This is a genomic window from Streptomyces sp. NPDC111802, assembly GCF_055634335.1.
In genome coordinates this window covers 127,237-143,965 of the sequence record NZ_JBVKCZ010000005.1, presented here as the reverse complement: position 1 = coordinate 143,965, position 16,729 = coordinate 127,237, and the positions used below count along the sequence as shown (strand labels likewise).

Genomic DNA, 16,729 nt, shown 5'->3' with positions numbered 1-16,729 from the left:
CGGAGCCCGGCCAGGGGCACCGGCCGTCAAGGGCCGGGTGCCGGGGCCGGGTTTCGCCGTGTGAGGGGGCGTGTGAGGGGGCGGTCCGTCCGTCCACAGCCTGTGGACGGACGGTGGAGGGCTCAGCCCGCCAGGGACTTGAGCCGCTTCACCGCCTCCTGAAGCACCTCCGTCCGCTTGCAGAACGCGAACCGCACGAACGGCGCCCCCTCCTCCCGGTGGTCGTAGAAGACCGCGTTCGGGATGGCGACCACCCCGGCCCGCTCGGGCAGGGCGCGGCAGAAGGCGAAGCCGTCCGACTCGCCGAGGGGCCGGATGTCGGTGGTGATGAAGTACGTGCCGGCCGGCTTGAACACCTCGAACCCGGCCTCGGTCAGCCCCGCGGCCAGCAGGTCCCGCTTGTCGAGCATGTCCTCGCGGAAGGCCGTGAAGTAGCTGTCGGGAAGGGCGAGCGCCTCGGCGACCGCGTACTGGAACGGCCCCGAGGAGACGTACGTCAGGTACTGCTTCGCCGAGCGTACGGCCGTGACCAGGGCGGACGTCGAGGTCACCCAGCCGACCTTCCAGCCGGTGAACGAAAAACTTTTGCCGGCCGACCCGAGCGTCACCGTCCGCTCCCGCATCCCCGGGAACGTGGCGAGCGGCAGGTGCTCGGCGTCGTCGAAGACCAGGTGCTCGTACACCTCGTCGGTCACGACCAGCAGGTCCCGCTCCACGGCCAGCTCGGCGATCGCGGCCAGCTCCGCGCGGGTGAGGACCGTGCCGGTGGGGTTGTGCGGCGTGTTGATCAGCAGCAGCCGGGTGCGGTCGGTGACGGCGGCCCGCAGCTCGTCGAGGTCCAGCCGGAAGCTGCCCTCGTGCGGGCGCAGGGTCACCGGCACCCGCGTGCCGCCCGCCATGGCGATACAGGCCGCGTAGGAGTCGTAGTACGGCTCGAAGGCGATGACCTCGTCGCCGGGCTCCAGCAGTGCGAGCAGGGCGGCCGCGATGGCCTCGGTGGCGCCCGCGGTGACCAGGACCTCGGTGTCGGGGTCGTACGGCAGCCCGTAGCGCCGCTGCTGGTGCGCGGCGACCGCGGTGCGCAGCTCGGGGACGCCGGGGCCCGGCGGGTACTGGTTGCCGCGCCCGTCCCGCAGCGCCCGTACGGCCGCCTCGCGGACCTCTTCCGGGCCGTCGGTGTCGGGAAAGCCCTGGCCGAGGTTGATCGAACCGGTGCTCAGGGCCAGCGCGGACATCTCGGCGAAGATCGTCGTCCCGAACTCGGCGAGCCGGCGGTTGAGCAGCGGGCGGGTGGTGGAGGTCATGCCGGCCATCCTGCGCCCAAGCTCTGGAGTTCCTCAACTCTGCTTTGGGCCGCGAGCGGGCCGGGCATCTTGCTCGCACGCACCGAGCGGGAGGCGCCCACGGGGGGACGTCTCGGGCCGCTTCGGGGGAACGGAAGGAGGCTGACGCCATGGGCATCGGCATCATCGTGGCGCTGATCGCAGTGGTCTGTGCGGGGATGGTCGTATCGGCCGCGCGGAACGGACGGTCGGCGCACCGCGGCCGCGGCGCCCGGCGGAGCTCGCACAGCAGCGGAGGCAGCTGGTGGGCCGGCGGGGGAGACAGTGGATCGTCCTGCGGGGGTGGCTCCTCCTGCGGTGGCGGCTCGTCATGCGGAGGCGGGTCGTCGTCCTGCGGAGGAGGCGGGGGCGGATGCGGTGGCGGAGGCAGCTGACACGGGGCAGCTGAGCTCCCCGAGCAGGGGGAACCGCATCCGGAGGGGAGCGGGGCCGGTGCCTGGGACCGGCCCCGCTTTCGTGCGTTCGGTGCGGGGATCCCGGCCGGATCCGGCGCGCCCGAGCGCACGCCCCGGCCCTGACAGCGCACGCCGGAGTTGAACAGTTGAGCTGATAAGCCCTCTGAGGGATGGAAACCCTACGAACTTGGGTAAAAACGCTGTGGCGGCCCCAGAGTTCATGATTCAGTTAATTTCACCGACGCAGCCCTCGGACGTCCCGCGGACACCTCTTCTGACCGGCCGACTGGGCTGACCGGATCGGCCTCCCGGTGTCGGACGGGAGCGCCGGAGACCGATTCCTCCCTCCCTTTCTTGTGTGCTTGCGGAGCCGATCCATGCTCACGACCCTGAACACCGCCTATACCGACACGCGCGCAGCCGACCTCGCCTGGGCCCTGGGGCGCGAGCCGCTGCCCGCGCTTGCCCTGCTCGACCTCGAACTGGCCGATGCGAAGCTTCAGTTGCGACTGCTCGGCGCGTCCCACCAGGTGCTGTTGGAGGAGGAGCGGGGCAACTGTTCGGAGACGGTGGCCTGTATGCCCGGCAGCAGCACCCCCCTGCCGCTCGGCGTGGCCAAGCGCCAGGGGGACTGGGAGTACGAGTTCGCGGCCCGGGTGGAGATCCTGTCGCCGGGTCAGTTCGCGGGCCGCGCACAGGAGTTGCTCGCTCTGGTCGCCGACCACCCGCACGGCCTCGCCGGTGTCTTCCCCGGCAGCCCGCACGCCTTCACCGCGCTGCTGGCCCAGCACCACGAGGGCCAGGTGCACTGGCGCACCTGGCACGCGTACCCGCAGGACGGGCAGTTGGTGGCGACGCGGACGAGAGTGGGGGTGCGGGGGTCCGCAGGCGCAGCCCTCAGTGAACGACGACGCAAACGTCCGGAGTCTCAACACCACACGTGTGGGTGACGAAGCGTACCCGTGCAGTGACGTACCGTCGGCAGCGTGATCGATCCGCACGCCCCCGCCCCGCCCCGCACGACGCCGCCCTGGTGCGGCCGCGCGCGGCTACCGGTGCGGCCCGGCACCGGGCGGTTCCTGGTCCTCGTGTGCGTCTTCGTCTGCGCCGCCTGCGGACTCGTCTACGAACTCGAACTCGTCGCCCTCGCCTCGTACTTGATCGGTGACTCGGTCACCCAGGCCTCCGTCGTCCTGTCCGTCATGGTGTTCGCGATGGGCATCGGCTCCCTCGCCGCGAAGCGCCTGCGCCCGCACGCCGCGGCCGGGTTCGGCGCCGTCGAGGCCGTACTGGCCCTGGTCGGCGGGTGCAGCGCGCTCGTCCTGTACGCCGTGTTCGCCTGGACCGGCGGCTGGGGCGGCATGGGCGCCGGCGGCTCCCGGGCACTTCTCGTCGCCTTCTCCCTCACCATCGGCCTGCTCATCGGCGCCGAAGTGCCGCTGCTGATGGAGCTCATCCAGCGCATCCGGCGCCAGGACGCGGGCGGCGCGGTGGCCGACCTGTTCGCCGCGGACTACGTCGGCGCCCTCGTCGGCGGCCTCGCCTTCCCCTTCCTCCTGCTGCCCCTGCTGGGCCAGTTGACCTCGACCCTGATCACCGGCGCCGTCAACGCCGTCGCGGGCGGTGCGCTCATCCTCGGCCTGTTCCGGGGGGACCTCACCCGCCGGGCCCGCTGGCTGCTGGTGATCGCCAACGTCACCGTGCTCGGCGTCCTCGCCTCCGCCGCCGTACTCGTCGACGACTTCGAACAGGCGGCCCGGCACGAGGTGTACGGGCAGGACGTACGCGTGGCGCTGCGGACCGAGATCCAGGAGGTCGTTATCACCGGCGGCACCCACGGCCGCCCCCTCGACCTCTTCCTCGACGGACGGCTGCGGGTCAGCGGACGCGACGAACGGCGCTACCACGAGGCGCTGGTCCACCCCGCGATGAACGGCGAGCACACCCGCGTGCTCATCCTCGGCGGCGGCGACGGGCTGGCGGCGCGCGAAGTGCTGCGGCACCCCGGGGTGCACCGGGTCGACGTCGTCGAAGTCGACGCCGGCGTCGTGCGGTTGGCGCGCCGGGACCCTCCGCTGTCCCGCCTCAACGGGCACGCGTACGACGACGACCGCGTCCATGTCATCACCGGCGACGCCTTCCGCCGGCTGCGGACGGCGCCGCCCTCCACGTACGACGTCGTCATCTCGGACCTGCCCGACCCCGGCATCACGGCCAGCACCAAGCTGTACTCGCAGGAGTTCTACGGCCTCGCCCGCCGTGCCCTCACCCCGCAGGGCCGCCTTGTCGTGCACGCCGGGCCGGTCTCCTCCCGCCCGCGCGTCTTCTGGACGGTCGAGACGACACTGCGTGCGGCGGGCCTGCGCGCCGCCCCGTATCGCGTCCGGGGCCGCGACGGCTCGACGGGAACGGCGCGCGCACCGTGCGACTGGGGGTTCCTCCTCGCGGGCCGGGCGGAGCGGCCGGCGCTGCGGCTCGGGGCGGGCCCCAAGGCGCCGCGGCCGGTGACCTTGACGCAGTCGGGACTGGGGGCGGACGCGCGGGCGGCGGAGGGGACGCGGGTCGTGGGGCTCGGGGTGTCGACGCTGGTGCATCCGCGGTACTGAGCGGTGCCGTGGGGCGGTTCCGTGGGGCGGGGCCGGGCGGGGAGGATACGCCCGGCGGTAGGGCGCGCGGTGAGAATCCCGGGATGTTCGGGTGAGGTTCACGCCATGCTGGGTAGGCTCGATCGGCATGGAGCATGAGGTGTTCGTTCCGGCCACGGTCGAGCGGCTGAGGCAGGTGCTGGCCGATCCCGTACGGGTCGCCCGGGCGGTTCCCGGGCTCCAGCAGGATGCCGGCGCCGAGCCCGTCGCCGGGCGGCTGAAGATGCGGGTCGGCGGTCACACCATCACGTACCGGGGCGCCGCTCGGGTCTCCGCACGGGAGGACGGTTCGTACACCGTCGAGGGCGAGGCGACCGAGGCGCGAGGGAGCGGGTCCGTGAAGCTGGCGCTCACCGTGCGGGTGCGTCAGGCCGAGGGCGGGTCCGTCGTGGGCTTCGAGGGGAGCACCTCGGCGGACGGGCGGATCGCGGAGTTCTCGAAGGACGCGGTGGAGGCGGCCGTGGGGCGGCTGCTGAATCGGTTCGGGGAGCAGTTGGGGGTCGTGGCGGGGGAGCCGGATCCCGGGTCCGGGGTGGAGGCTGGGGAGGCTGTGGAGGAGTCTCTGGCGCCCGGGGAGTTCGAGACGCGGGTGACCAGTGACTTCGAGACGACGCCGGACGCGGATGACGCCGCGGCGCCGGAGGTCGGGAGCGGGGGCCCCGTCGGCGATACGGAGTCCGCGTCCGTCTTCGAGACCGATGTGCCGCCGCCGTCGCTGGAGCCCCGGGACGAGGAGGGCGAGTCCGAGGAGGAGCCGCCGGTCGCCGAGGCCGCGCATGCTCGGCGGACGATGATCGGGCGCAGTGCGGAGGAGGTCGATCATGCGCCGCCGCGCGGGCGGTACGCGCCTGTGCCGGCGCCGCAGACGGTCGTGCCGAACTCCACGCTGCGGTGGGCTGCGCCGGCGGCGGCGCTGGTGCTGGCCTCGGCGATCGTGGTGGGGCGGATGCTGCGGCGGCGTCGCTGAGGGTTTCCCTCGCCCCCGCCGCCCCTACCCGTCCCATCCCTGGGGGCTGCCGCCCCCAGCCCCCTGCCGTCGGCCCTGAACGGGCCTCGTCCTCAAACGCCGGACGGGCTGAGCGTGCCTGGACCGGCGCTCAGAGAGCGGCCGCGCCCCCAGCGGTGTGCTCTTGGAGGGGCCATGCCCCCTTGATCCGCCCCAGTAGGGTCGTCCCGTGAGTAACGAACACATCACGCTGACCGCGGGTGACGCGGAGGTGGACGTGCTGCCGGGAAACGGTGGGCGGGTCGGGGGGCTTCGCGTCGGGGGGACGGAGTTGCTGCGGCAGGGGGAGCGCTTCGGGTGCTTTCCGATGGTTCCCTGGTGCGGACGGGTCAGGGACGGGCGGTTCCTGGACGGGGCCCAGATGCGGCAGATGCCGCTCAACGCCCCGCCGCACGCCATCCACGGCACCGTGCGCGACGGCGCCTGGAGCGTCGCCCGGGTCACCGGGGACGAGGCCGTCATCACGTACGACCTGGTCGAGCCGTGGCCCTACGCCGGCCGTGTCACCCACGTCATCGCCCTCGCCCCGGACCGCCTCAGCCTCACCATGTCCGTCGAGACGTACGAGACGTCCTTCCCGGCGCAGATCGGCTGGCATCCCTGGTTCAACCGCAACCTCGGTGGCGAGGGCGCCCAGGACGTCCGGCTCGACTTCACTCCCGCCTGGCAGGAGGAGCGCGGGGACGACCACCTCCCGACCGGTAACCGGATCGATCCCCGGCCCGGCCCCTGGGACGACTGCTTCGGCATGCCGGACGGCGTCGACGTCACCCTCACCTGGCCGGGGCGGCTGGAGCTGAAGGTGAGCAGCCGGGAGGAGTGGGTGGTGGTGTACGACGAGCAGGAGGCCGCCGTATGCGTCGAGCCGCAGACCGGGCCGCCCAACGGGCTCAACACCCTGCCCCGGCTGGTCACGCCCCTGGAACCGCTGGAGGCCACGACCGTCTGGAGCTGGCGGCGCCTCTAAGCTGGGCGGCATGACTGACGTACGCGGTGAGCTGCTGGAACAGATCAAGAACAAGGCCGTGGTGCACGGCAAGGTGACCCTGTCGTCGGGGCTCGAGGCGGACTACTACATCGACCTGCGGCGCATCACCCTCGACGGGGAGGCGGCACCCCTGGTCGGGCAGGTGCTGCTCGACCTGACCGCGGAGCTGGAGTTCGACGCGGTGGGCGGGCTCACCATGGGCGCCGACCCCGTCGCCGCCGCGATGCTGCACGCCGCCGCCGCGCGCGGCAAGCGGCTGGACGCCTTCGTCGTACGCAAGGCCGCCAAGGCGCACGGGCTCCAGCGACGGGTCGAGGGGCCGGACATCGCGGGGCGCCGTGTGCTCGTCGTCGAGGACACCTCCACCACCGGCGGCTCGCCGCTCACCGCCGTCGAAGCGGTCCGCGAGGCCGGCGCCGAGGTCGTCGCCGTCGCGACGATCGTCGACCGGGCCACCGGCGCCGCCGAGAAGATCGAGGAGGGAGCGGGAGTGCCGTACCTCTTCGCGTACTCCAAGGACGAGCTCGGACTGGACTGACACCGGCTCCCGACCGGCGTCCGTCTCGGCTGGTGACAGGCGCTCGGAGCATCCCGGTTCGTCATGGAAAGATGGCCCCCGACGATGACGTCGCACCCAAGGTCTAGGTCAGGGCCGTAAGAAGAACGCAGTACGCATCACGCTGTACGTCAACCCGCACACTCAAGGAGCGGACAGATGCCCATCGCAACCCCCGAGGTCTACAACGAGATGCTCGACCGGGCGAAGGCAGGCAAGTTCGCCTACCCGGCCATCAACGTGACCTCCTCCCAGACCCTGCACGCGGCCCTGCGCGGCTTCGCGGAGGCGGAGAGCGACGGCATCATCCAGATCTCCACGGGTGGTGCGGAGTTCCTCGGCGGCCAGCACAGCAAGGACATGGTCACCGGCGCCGTCGCCCTGGCCGAGTTCGCGCACATCGTCGCCAAGAAGTACGACATCACCGTCGCCCTGCACACCGACCACTGCCCCAAGGACAAGCTCGACGGGTACGTACGGCCCCTGCTCGCCGTGTCCGAGGAGCGCGTCGCGCGCGGCGAGAACCCGCTCTTCCAGTCGCACATGTGGGACGGCTCGGCCGAGACCCTCGCCGACAACCTGTCCATCGCGCAGGAGCTGCTGGAGCGCGCCCGCGCCGCGAAGATCATCCTCGAGGTCGAGATCACCCCGACCGGTGGCGAGGAGGACGGCGTCTCGCACGAGATCAACGACTCGCTGTACACGACGGTCGACGACGCGATTCGTACGGTGGAGGCCCTCGGGCTCGGTGAGAAGGGCCGCTACCTGCTCGCCGCGTCCTTCGGCAACGTCCACGGTGTGTACAAGCCGGGCAACGTCGTGCTCCGCCCCGAGCTGCTGAAGGAGCTCAACGAGGGCGTCGCCGCCAAGTACGGCAAGGCGTCCCCGTTCGACTTCGTCTTCCACGGCGGCTCCGGCTCCACCGCCGAGGAGATCGCGACCGCGCTGGAGAACGGCGTCGTCAAGATGAACATCGACACCGACACCCAGTACGCCTTCACGCGTCCGGTGGCGGCCCACATGTTCCAGAACTACGACGGTGTCCTGAAGGTCGACGGCGAGGTCGGCAACAAGAAGACCTACGACCCGCGCACCTGGGGCAAGCTCGCCGAGGCGAGCATGGCCGCCCGTGTGACGGAGGCCTGCTCGCACCTGCGCTCGACGGGCACGAAGATCAAGTAGTTCCCGGTTCCCCGCGACTTAGGAGCCCGGCGCCTGTCTACGGCGCCGGGCTCGCTGTATACCTGGGACCATGCCCGATGTCCGGCTGGCCTCACCGCAGGGCAAGTGGATCCTGCTCACCACCGTCCTCGGCTCCAGCATGGCGATGCTGGACTCGACCGTCGTCAACGTCGCCCTTCCGCGGATCGGCGAGGACCTCGACGCCGACCTCGCCGCGCTCCAGTGGACGGTCAACGCGTACATGCTGACGCTGGCCGGGTTGATCCTGCTCGGCGGTTCGCTGGGCGACCGGTACGGGCGGCGCAAGATCTTCGTGGTGGGCGTGGTGTGGTTCGCCGTGGCCTCGCTGCTGTGCGGGATCGCCCCGAACGCCGGGATGCTCATCGCCGCGCGGGCGTTGCAGGGGATCGGCGGTGCCCTGCTCACCCCGGGCTCCCTCGCCCTGATCCAGGCGTCCTTCCATCCCGACGACCGGGCGCGGGCCGTCGGCCTGTGGTCCGGGTTCGGGGGCATCGGCGCGGCGGTGGGCCCGTTCCTGGGCGGCTGGCTGGTGGACGGCCCCGGCTGGCGCTGGGTCTTCCTCCTCAACGTCCCGCTGGCCCTGCTGTGCGCGCCGATCGCCGTACGGCACGTCCCCGAGTCCGGCGACGGCACCAAGCACGGCCGCTTCGACGTGCTCGGCGCGACGCTCGGTGCCGCGTCCCTGGCCCTGGTGACGTACGCGCTGATCGAGGCCCGGCAGGGCTCGCTGATCGTGCTCTTCACGGCGATCGCCGGTGTCGTGGCGGGCGTCGCCTTCGTGTACGTCGAGCACCACCGCCCGGACCCGATGATGCCGCTGGACGTCTTCAGGTCCCGGCAGTTCACGGCGGTCAACCTCGTCACCCTCTGTGTCTACGCGGCCTTCGGCGGCTTCTTCTTCCTCGCCGCCCTCCAGCTCCAGGTCGTCGCCGGCTACTCGGCCCTCGGCGCCGGTACGGCCCTGCTGCCGACGACCGCCCTGATGCTGCTGTTCTCGGCCCGCTCGGGCGCCCTCGCCGACCGGATCGGCCCGCGCATCCCGCTGACGGTCGGCCCGCTGCTGTGCTCGGCGGGGATGCTGCTGATGCTGCGGGTGGGCCCGGGCGCCTCGTACATCCCCGACGTCCTCCCCGCCCTGCTGGTCCTGGGCCTCGGCATGGTCACCCTGGTGGCACCGCTGACGGCCACCGTCCTGGCCTCCGTCGACACCGCCCGCGCCGGGCTGGCCAGCGGCATCAACAACGCGGCGGCCCGAGCGGCGGGCCTGATCGCGGTGGCCGCGCTGCCGTTGCTGGCCGGCATGAGCGAGGAGGCCTACCGCTCGGCCGACGCCTTCGACGACGCGTTCGGCCGGGCGATGGTGATCTGCGCGGGCGTACTGGTCCTGGGCGCGCTGGTCGCCTTCGCGGCGGTACGGCCACTGCCACCGGACTGCCGCCGCCCGGAATGCCTCCACCACGGAAGCGTGACGGCACCACCGCTGGAGGGCGTGCGGAGCAGGGGGCGGTTGCAGGTGGAGGGCAAGGGGGGTGCGTGAGGCTCTGCGCGGCCCGGCGGGGGCGGCTGCACCGGCCGGCCACCGTGAAGGGCCCGGCTGAACCCGAGAAGCCCAACGCCGGCCCGCACAATCCAGCCCGTCCGGCGTTTGAGGACGAGGCCCCTTCAGGGCCGAAGCGGGGTCTGGGGCGGCAGCCCCAGCGGGGTCGAAGGGGCGGCACCCCTGGAGGATGGGACGGGTAGGGGCGGCGGGGGCGAGAAAAGCCGGACGTCGCTCAAGGGCGCCCCCCTGCGGTACCCGTCCGATGGGCCAGACTGGACCCCATGTCCATTCACGAAAACCTTCTCGGGGGTCCGCCCCCGACCCACCTCCCCGACGACCCCGAACCCCGCGAGCTGCTCGCCGGCGGCACCGCCCCCGCGGACGTCGCCGCGAAGTACCCGACCTCCTCGCTGGCCTGGGCCCAGCTGGCCGACGACGCGTTCGAGCGGGGCAGTGTCGTGGAGTCGTACGCCTATGCCCGTACGGGCTACCACCGCGGCCTGGACTCCCTGCGCCGCAACGGATGGAAGGGCCACGGCCCCGTCCCCTGGGAGCACGAGCCGAACCGCGGCTTCCTGCGCGCCCTGCACGCCCTCGCCCGCGCCGCCGGAACCATCGGCGAGCAGGAGGAGTACGAGCGCTGCACACAGTTCCTGAAGGACTCCTCGCCGACGGCGGCCCAGACCTTGGGCTAGGGCCTGTCGTTTGGATCATGCCGGCGTCGCGGGGCTAGCCACGCCGGCCCCACGTGAGGCCCGCCGATGTGACCAGGCGGGCCTTGCGCTGCCCGGGGCGATCCCTGAGGATGCCGGGTGGGGACCGGGGCCCCTTTGTCGATAACGGCAGGGCGGACCGCTACCCGGAGTTACACAGGAGACAGCAATGTCCCAGCAGGCTCACAGGTCCACGGGGACTCAGGAGCCCGAGACCCCGAATCTCGACTTCGCGGGCACGACGCCGTACGAGGACTACGTCAAGGCGGACGTGCTCACCCACCTCCAGCACACCCTCTCCGACGATCCCGGAGAGATGGTCTTCCTGGTCACGACCCAGGTGATGGAGCTGTGGTTCACGGTCATCGTCCATGAGTGGGAGACGGCGGCACGCGCCCTGCGCGAGGACCGGCCGGGCGTGGCGATCGACGCCCTGAAGCGCTCCGTACGGGAACTGGACGCCCTGAACGCCTCCTGGAAGCCGCTCGGCCAGCTCACCCCCGCCCAGTTCAACGCCTACCGCAGCGCCCTCGGCGAGGGCTCCGGCTTCCAGTCGGCGATGTACCGCCGGATGGAGTTCCTGCTCGCCGAGAAGTCCGCGTCCATGCTGGTCCCGCACCGCGGCGCCCCGCGTGTCCACGCGGAACTGGAGAAGGCCCTGCACGAGCCAAGCCTCTACGACGAAGTGCTCCGCTTCCTCGCCCGGCGCGGCTGCGCGATCCCCGAGGCGGTGCTGAAGCGTGACGTCTCGCGCCGCTACGAGCCGTCGGAGGCGGTCGAAGCCGCCTGGACCGCGATCTACTCCGGTGACCAGAACTCCGAACTCGCCCGCCTCGGCGAGGCGTTGACCGATGTCGCCGAACTCGTCTGGCGCTGGCGCAACGACCACCTGGTCGCCACCCGGCGCGCGATGGGCGCCAAGTCGGGCACGGGCGGCTCGGCCGGCGTGGCCTGGCTGGAGAAGCGCGCGCAGAAGAACGTCTTCCCGGAGCTGTGGACGGCGAGGTCCCATGTCTGAGCTCGCGGCGAAGGCGGGATCGCTGGACGCGGCCGACGAACTGGCCGGTGTGCGCAAGCAGTTCGTACTCGACGGCGATGTCGTCTACCTCGACGGCAACTCCCTGGGCGCCCTGCCCGCCCATGTCCCCGGCCGGGTCGAGGACGTCGTACGCAGGCAGTGGGGCGAGCTGCGGATCCGTTCCTGGGACGAGAGCGGCTGGTGGACCGCGCCGGAGCGGATCGGCGACCGGATCGCCCCGCTGGTCGGCGCGGCGGCCGGGCAGATCGTGGTCGGTGACTCGACAAGTGTCAATGTCTTCAAGGCACTTGTGGCCGCCGTGCGGATGACTGCGGACGACCGGGACGAGATCCTCGTCGATGCGACCACCTTCCCCACCGACGGGTACATCGCCGAGTCGGCGGCCCGGATGACCGGCCGGACACTGCGTCCGGTGGCGCCCGCGGAGGTGCCCGCGGCGCTGTCCGGCCGTACGGCCGCGGTGCTGTTGAACCACGTCGACTACCGCACCGGCCGGCTGCACGACCTGCCGTCCCTCACCGCCGCCGTGCACGCGGCGGGCGCGCTCGCCGTCTGGGACCTGTGCCACAGTGCGGGCGCACTGCCGGTCGGGCTCGACGAGCACGGGGTGGACCTGGCGGTCGGCTGCACCTACAAGTACCTGAACGGCGGTCCGGGTTCACCGGCGTACCTGTACGTACGCCGGGACCTCCAGGACCGCTTCGACTCCCCGCTGCCCGGCTGGAACTCGCACGCCGAGCCCTTCGGCATGCGCGGCGACTTCGAACCGGCCTCCGGCGCCCTGCGCGGGCGCGTCGGCACGCCCGACATCCTCTCCATGCTCGCCCTGGAGGCGGCCCTGGAGGTCTGGGACGGCGTGCCGATCGAGGCGGTACGGGCCAAGTCGCTCGCGCTGACGGACTTCTTCCTGGAGTGCGTCGGGGCGTATGTGCCCGAGGGGCGCGTGGAGTCGGTGACTCCGGTGGCCCACGGGGAGCGCGGCAGTCAGGTGGCGCTGCGGTGCGAGGACGCCGGGGAGGTCATGAAGCGGCTGATCGAGCGAGATGTCGTCGGCGACTTCCGGCACCCGGACGTGCTGCGGTTCGGTTTCACGCCGCTGTACGTCGGGTTCGCGGACGTGGAGCGGGCGGCGCGGGTGCTGGCCGAGGTGCTGCTCGGAGCGGCGCCGCGCTAACCGACGTACACCCCCGCCGCGGCAGCCGCGTGCGCGGCCCGCGCGGCGCGCTCCGCGGCGGGGGTGTCGGGGACCACCCCGGTCGTCAGCAACTCGTAGTAGAGGGGTGCCGACACGGCGCGTACGACGGCCTCCGCGTCCGTCCCGGCGGGCAACTCCCCGCGGGCGACGGCCTGTTCCACGCACGGCGCCCACTCCGCGACCCGCACCTCGTAGAACCGCCGGAGCGCCTGCGCCGTGCGTGCGTCGCACGTCGCCGCGGCGATCACCGCGCGGAACAGCGCCCCCTGCCGGGGATCGGCCAGCGTCCGCTGCGCCAAGTCCGCGTTGGCCCGCAGATCCCCCAGCGCGGACCCGGTCTCCTCGCGCGGCGACGACTGCTCGGCCATGTCGGCGAGCAGGTCGGCCACCAGTCCTGTCACCGAGCCCCACCGCCGGTACACGGTCGTCTTGCCCACCTCCGCGCGGCGGGCGACGTCCGCGAGGTCGAGGCCGTCGAAACCCTGCTCCGCGAGCACGTCTCCGGCGGCCTGCAGCACGGCGACACGGACACGCGCGGTGCGCCCTCCGGGACGTACGGTGCCGGGTTCGGCGGACATATCGGCCTCCTTGGTGCAGGTGACGGCCGTGGTGTGCGCCGCGCTGCCAGCCTAACGAAACAACAGAACCATTTAACCCTCACCGAGCGTGACATCCGCGTGTCCGCGCACGTCACCCGCCTGATACCGTCCCCGCCAACGGCCGAATTCCCCTGGTCCGCCACCCCCGCTTTCGTCCAAATCCGTTTCGTAGCTGAGAGGTTGGAGCATGCCGGACGACGCCGCAGCTGCCCGGGACGCCGCCGAGGAGGAATCGGCCTTCTCCCACCCGCCCGTCGATCCCGACGCCATCGCTTCCTACGGCGACCACCCCGACCAGGTGATCGACTTCTACGCGCCCCGCCGCGAGCTCCCCGCGGGCGGCCCGGCCCCGCTGGTCGTCGTCCTGCACGGCGGGGCCTGGCGGGCTCGCTACGACCGGCGCCATGTCACGCCGTTCGCGGAATTTCTGGCGCGGCGGGGGTTCGCCGTGGCCAACGTGGAGTATCGGCGAGGGGCGGAGGCGGAGCAGTCGGCGCAGACGGCGGACGGTGCGCGGGGTCCGGTCGTCGATCCTCCGGCCGCGGGCCGGTGGCCGGACACCTTCGACGACATCGCCGCCGCGCTGGACGCGCTGCCCGCGCTCGTACGGGAAACGTTCCCGCAGGCCGATGCGCGCCGGATCGTACTCACCGGCCACTCGGCCGGCGGCCAGCTGGCCCTCTGGGGCGCGGCTCGCCATGTCCTCCCGGCGGACGCCCCCTGGCGCACCGACCGGCCCGCGCCCCTGCGGGGCGTGGTCGCACTCGCCCCCATCGCCGACTTCGACGTCGCCGACAAGCTGGACGTCTGCGGGGGTGCGGTGCGCCAACTCCTCGGCAGTGGCACGGAGTTCGCCGAGCGCCGACCATACGCCGACCCGTCTTTCCTGCTCCCGACGGGCATCGCGACCACGCTCGTCCAGGGCCGTGCGGACATCGTGGTCCCGCCGGCGGTCGCCGAGTCGTACGCGGACGCAGCGGCGAAGGCGGGGGAGGTGGTCGGCCTGACACTGCTGGAGGACGTCGGCCACTTCCCACTGATCGATCCGGCGGCGGACGCCTGCGCGGTGGTGGTGGAGGAGATCGCGCAGTTGGCGTGGTGAGCCTGCCCCTGCATACCCGTCGTACCTGAGAGTTACGTCGCAGGCGCGCTCCCTGGCATGACGGCGGCGACACTGGACGAGACCTACCAGGCCGACCGCGCCAACGCCGCCGAGGCGTCGCGTATGGCGTGAACGCGGAGAGCGCCGAGCGCCTGGTCGTGTCCGCGCAGACCGTGAAGACCCACGTGGGCCGGATCCTGGTGGAGCTCGGGCCGGGGGACGTACGCAGGCGGCGGTGTTCGCGTGCGAGTCGGGGCTGGTGCGGACCCCGGGTTCTGAACAGGGTGCCGATAGGCGCGACCAGCAGGGATACGCGTAGTACCTGAGATGGATCCACCGGAACCCCTCTCACTGGGGACGACCGTCACATCCCCCGGCGCCTACCGTTCTGTACGTGACCGAGACGACCCAGATGCCGGCCCCGCCTCCGGGGGACGCGGCCAAGATGCACAGCCCTGAGTTCCGGCTTGCCGTCGGCGCCCTGCGGGGACTCCGGCAGGACCTGCTCCACGACTCCTTCGCCTACCGCCCGATGCCGCGGATGAGCATGGACGGCCCCCTGACCCGGCGGCTGCCGGGCCGTCTGCGCGAGTACGCGAGCTGGACACCGCACGCCATGATCACCGGGGTCGCCCTGATCACCCTGCTCATGGGGGTCGTCGACAACGACGCGGGCGTGATCATCGGCCCGCTCACCCTGATCCCGATCCTGTTGACCATGCTCAGGCCGGTCGGAGCGTTCTGGCTGTCCATGGCGGCGACCCCGGTCAGTCAGGTCTTCGGCAGCTCCTGGGACGGCTGGCCGTGGCTGCCCGCGAACTTCACCTGCCATCTGACCGTTCTGACGGTGGTCGCCCTACGCACCAGGCCGCGCACGGCGGGCTACATGTGGGCCATCACCGCGGCGTACGGCTTCGTGTCGTGGGCGATGTTCCCCCCGGCTCACTACTATCCCGACGACACCGCCCCCATGCTGGTCTTCTCCGCACTGATCCTGCTCGTCGTCGCCATCCTGCACACCCGCAAGGAGGCGCGACAGGAGGTGACCGCGCAGCAGACGGTGACCGCGCACGAGCGCTCCCGGCGGACCCTGCTGGAGGAGCGCACGAACATCGCCCGCGAACTGCACGACGTCGTGGCCCACCACATGTCGGTCGTCGCCATCCAGGCCGAGGCCGCCCCCTACCGGGTGGAGAACCCGCCGCCGGAGCTGGAGCGGGCCTTCGCCACCATCCGGGAGAACGCGGTGGCGGCGCTCACCGAACTGCGCCGGGTCCTGGGCGTCGTACGCGCCGAGGACTACGAGGCCCCCGACACCCCGCAGCCCACCCTCTCCGACCTGGACGGGCTGCTGGCGAACGTGCGGGACACGGGCCTGAGCGTCGAGAAGACGGTGACCGGAGCGGTGCGCGCGCTTCCGCAGGGCGTGGAGCTGTCGGCGTACCGGATCGTGCAGGAGGCGCTCAGCAACAGCCTGCGGCACGCGCCGGGCGCGAGCGCCAGAGTGGAGATCGGGTACGTCCTCGGGGGCCTCGGTCTGCGCATAGTCAACGGCCCGCCGCCCGCGCGGGCCCTGGTGAAGCCCTCGCCGGGTGCCGGACACGGCATCACCGGCATGCGGGAGCGCGTCACCATGCTCAACGGCGAGATGACCGCGGGCGCGACGGACGAAGGCGGCTACGAGGTGACGGTGTTCCTGCCGGTCGCGGCGACGACAGAGGACGGCTCATGACCATCCGCGTGCTGATCGCGGACGACCAGATGATGGTGCGCGAGGGCTTCTCGGTCCTGCTGAACGCGATGCCGGACATCGAGGTCGTCGGCGAGGCGGTCAACGGCCGCGAGGCGGTGGACCGGGTCCGTGAACTCGCCCCGGACGTCGTGCTGATGGACATCCGCATGCCGGAGCTGAACGGCATCGAGGCGACCCGCGAGATCGTCGCCGCGGACAGCGCGGCCAAGGTGCTGGTGCTGACCACGTTCGACCTCGACGAGTACGTGTACCAGGCCCTGCGGGCGGGCGCCTCCGGCTTCCTGCTGAAGGACGCCTCGGCGCGCCAACTCGCCGACGGCGTACGGGTGGTGGCGGCCGGTGAGGCGCTGCTCGCCCCGTCGATCACCAAGCGGCTGATCACGGAGTTCTCGAAGCTGTCCGACTCCCCGCGCCTGATGCCGTCCGCGCATGCGGCGTACGGGGATCTGACCGAGCGGGAGACGGAGGTGCTGGTGCTGATCGCCCAGGGCCTGTCGAACTCGGAGATAGCCGAGCGGCTGGTGGTCGCCGAGTCGACGATCAAGACCCATGTCAGCCGGATCCTGGTGAAGCTGGGGCTGCGGGACCGTACGCAGGCGGCGGTGTTCGCCTACGAGGCGCGTCTGGTCACGCCGGGCTGAGGCGCCGGGGC

15 protein-coding genes and 1 pseudogene are annotated in these 16,729 nt (G+C 72.0%); 14 read left to right on the top strand and 2 right to left on the bottom strand.

Features of this window, described 5'->3' with window-relative positions; genetic code table 11:
- Positions 1–122 precede the first annotated feature (122 nt).
- Positions 123–1,313 carry a pyridoxal phosphate-dependent aminotransferase gene (locus tag ACZ7NC_RS06900; RefSeq protein WP_471485567.1) on the bottom strand — a complete coding sequence of 397 codons (1,191 nt, stop codon included), beginning with the start codon at positions 1,311–1,313 and terminating at the stop codon, positions 123–125.
- An 802-nt stretch (positions 1,314–2,115) separates the two neighbouring features.
- On the opposite strand from ACZ7NC_RS06900, the gene ACZ7NC_RS06895 reads away from it, so the two are divergent.
- From ACZ7NC_RS06895 to kynU, 10 genes are all read left to right on the top strand, one after another.
- A complete protein-coding gene (locus ACZ7NC_RS06895) occupies positions 2,116–2,688 on the top strand; it encodes a DUF2617 family protein (RefSeq protein ID WP_471485565.1) in 573 nt (190 codons plus the stop codon).
- 36 nt (positions 2,689–2,724) lie between these two features.
- The gene (locus ACZ7NC_RS06890) at positions 2,725–4,344 is read left to right on the top strand and encodes a polyamine aminopropyltransferase (RefSeq protein ID WP_471485564.1); all 1,620 of its coding nucleotides are present in this window, start codon (positions 2,725–2,727) and stop codon (positions 4,342–4,344) included.
- Positions 4,345–4,471: 127 nt separating this feature from the next.
- The gene (locus ACZ7NC_RS06885; protein ID WP_471485563.1) at positions 4,472–5,350 is read left to right on the top strand and encodes an SRPBCC domain-containing protein; all 879 of its coding nucleotides are present in this window, start codon (positions 4,472–4,474) and stop codon (positions 5,348–5,350) included.
- A 208-nt stretch (positions 5,351–5,558) separates the two neighbouring features.
- Complete coding sequence (locus ACZ7NC_RS06880; protein ID WP_471485562.1) at positions 5,559–6,356, top strand: aldose epimerase family protein; 798 nt, start codon at positions 5,559–5,561, stop codon at positions 6,354–6,356.
- 10 nt (positions 6,357–6,366) lie between these two features.
- The gene (pyrE, locus tag ACZ7NC_RS06875; protein WP_471485560.1) at positions 6,367–6,915 is read left to right on the top strand and encodes an orotate phosphoribosyltransferase; all 549 of its coding nucleotides are present in this window, start codon (positions 6,367–6,369) and stop codon (positions 6,913–6,915) included.
- Between the two features lie 177 nt (positions 6,916–7,092).
- A complete protein-coding gene (fbaA, locus tag ACZ7NC_RS06870; protein WP_471485559.1) occupies positions 7,093–8,115 on the top strand; it encodes a class II fructose-bisphosphate aldolase in 1,023 nt (340 codons plus the stop codon).
- Positions 8,116–8,185: 70 nt separating this feature from the next.
- Complete coding sequence (locus ACZ7NC_RS06865; RefSeq protein WP_471485558.1) at positions 8,186–9,673, top strand: MFS transporter; 1,488 nt, start codon at positions 8,186–8,188, stop codon at positions 9,671–9,673.
- A gap of 284 nt (positions 9,674–9,957) precedes the next feature.
- Entirely contained in the window at positions 9,958–10,371 is a 414-nt protein-coding gene (locus tag ACZ7NC_RS06860; RefSeq protein ID WP_471485557.1) for a DUF3151 domain-containing protein, read from the top strand.
- A 187-nt stretch (positions 10,372–10,558) separates the two neighbouring features.
- Positions 10,559–11,407: a tryptophan 2,3-dioxygenase family protein gene (locus tag ACZ7NC_RS06855; RefSeq protein ID WP_471485555.1), complete on the top strand. Its 849-nt coding sequence runs from the start codon at positions 10,559–10,561 to the stop codon at positions 11,405–11,407.
- Complete coding sequence (gene kynU / locus ACZ7NC_RS06850) at positions 11,400–12,602, top strand: kynureninase (protein ID WP_471485554.1); 1,203 nt, start codon at positions 11,400–11,402, stop codon at positions 12,600–12,602. The genes ACZ7NC_RS06855 and kynU overlap by 8 nt, the downstream gene beginning before the upstream one ends.
- On the opposite strand, the gene ACZ7NC_RS06845 is transcribed toward kynU, so the two are convergent.
- Positions 12,599–13,201 (bottom strand): TetR/AcrR family transcriptional regulator, encoded by a 603-nt coding sequence (locus tag ACZ7NC_RS06845; protein ID WP_471485552.1) that lies wholly within the window; start codon positions 13,199–13,201, stop codon positions 12,599–12,601. The two genes, kynU and ACZ7NC_RS06845, sit on opposite strands and share 4 nt — an antisense overlap.
- A gap of 208 nt (positions 13,202–13,409) precedes the next feature.
- Here ACZ7NC_RS06845 and ACZ7NC_RS06840 point away from each other — a divergent pair, with 208 nt between their 5' ends.
- From ACZ7NC_RS06840 to ACZ7NC_RS06825, 4 genes and pseudogenes are all read left to right on the top strand, one after another.
- On the top strand, positions 13,410–14,324 hold the full coding sequence (locus tag ACZ7NC_RS06840; protein WP_471485551.1) for an alpha/beta hydrolase family protein: 915 nt from the start codon (positions 13,410–13,412) through the stop codon (positions 14,322–14,324).
- Between the two features lie 116 nt (positions 14,325–14,440).
- Positions 14,441–14,643, top strand: a pseudogene (locus ACZ7NC_RS06835) (LuxR C-terminal-related transcriptional regulator); the annotation flags it as partial.
- 75 nt (positions 14,644–14,718) lie between these two features.
- Positions 14,719–16,056 carry a sensor histidine kinase gene (locus ACZ7NC_RS06830; protein ID WP_471485550.1) on the top strand — a complete coding sequence of 446 codons (1,338 nt, stop codon included), beginning with the start codon at positions 14,719–14,721 and terminating at the stop codon, positions 16,054–16,056.
- Positions 16,053–16,718, top strand: coding sequence for a response regulator (locus ACZ7NC_RS06825; protein ID WP_471485549.1), 666 nt, complete (start codon positions 16,053–16,055; stop codon positions 16,716–16,718). The genes ACZ7NC_RS06830 and ACZ7NC_RS06825 overlap by 4 nt, the downstream gene beginning before the upstream one ends.
- Positions 16,719–16,729 lie beyond the last annotated feature (11 nt).

What these genes read in the sequence shown, in the direction of transcription:
- ACZ7NC_RS06900 (WP_471485567.1), bottom strand. Translation starts at nt 1,313, where the DNA reads ATGGCCGGCATGACCTCCACCACCCGCCCGCTGCTCAACCGCCGGCTC.
- ACZ7NC_RS06895 (WP_471485565.1), top strand. Translation starts at nt 2,116, where the DNA reads ATGCTCACGACCCTGAACACCGCCTATACCGACACGCGCGCAGCCGAC.
- ACZ7NC_RS06885 (WP_471485563.1), top strand. Translation starts at nt 4,472, where the DNA reads ATGGAGCATGAGGTGTTCGTTCCGGCCACGGTCGAGCGGCTGAGGCAG.
- pyrE (WP_471485560.1), top strand. Translation starts at nt 6,367, where the DNA reads ATGACTGACGTACGCGGTGAGCTGCTGGAACAGATCAAGAACAAGGCC.
- fbaA (WP_471485559.1), top strand. Translation starts at nt 7,093, where the DNA reads ATGCCCATCGCAACCCCCGAGGTCTACAACGAGATGCTCGACCGGGCG.
- ACZ7NC_RS06865 (WP_471485558.1), top strand. Translation starts at nt 8,186, where the DNA reads ATGCCCGATGTCCGGCTGGCCTCACCGCAGGGCAAGTGGATCCTGCTC.
- ACZ7NC_RS06860 (WP_471485557.1), top strand. Translation starts at nt 9,958, where the DNA reads ATGTCCATTCACGAAAACCTTCTCGGGGGTCCGCCCCCGACCCACCTC.
- ACZ7NC_RS06855 (WP_471485555.1), top strand. Translation starts at nt 10,559, where the DNA reads ATGTCCCAGCAGGCTCACAGGTCCACGGGGACTCAGGAGCCCGAGACC.
- kynU (WP_471485554.1), top strand. Translation starts at nt 11,400, where the DNA reads ATGTCTGAGCTCGCGGCGAAGGCGGGATCGCTGGACGCGGCCGACGAA.
- ACZ7NC_RS06845 (WP_471485552.1), bottom strand. Translation starts at nt 13,201, where the DNA reads ATGTCCGCCGAACCCGGCACCGTACGTCCCGGAGGGCGCACCGCGCGT.
- ACZ7NC_RS06840 (WP_471485551.1), top strand. Translation starts at nt 13,410, where the DNA reads ATGCCGGACGACGCCGCAGCTGCCCGGGACGCCGCCGAGGAGGAATCG.
- ACZ7NC_RS06825 (WP_471485549.1), top strand. Translation starts at nt 16,053, where the DNA reads ATGACCATCCGCGTGCTGATCGCGGACGACCAGATGATGGTGCGCGAG.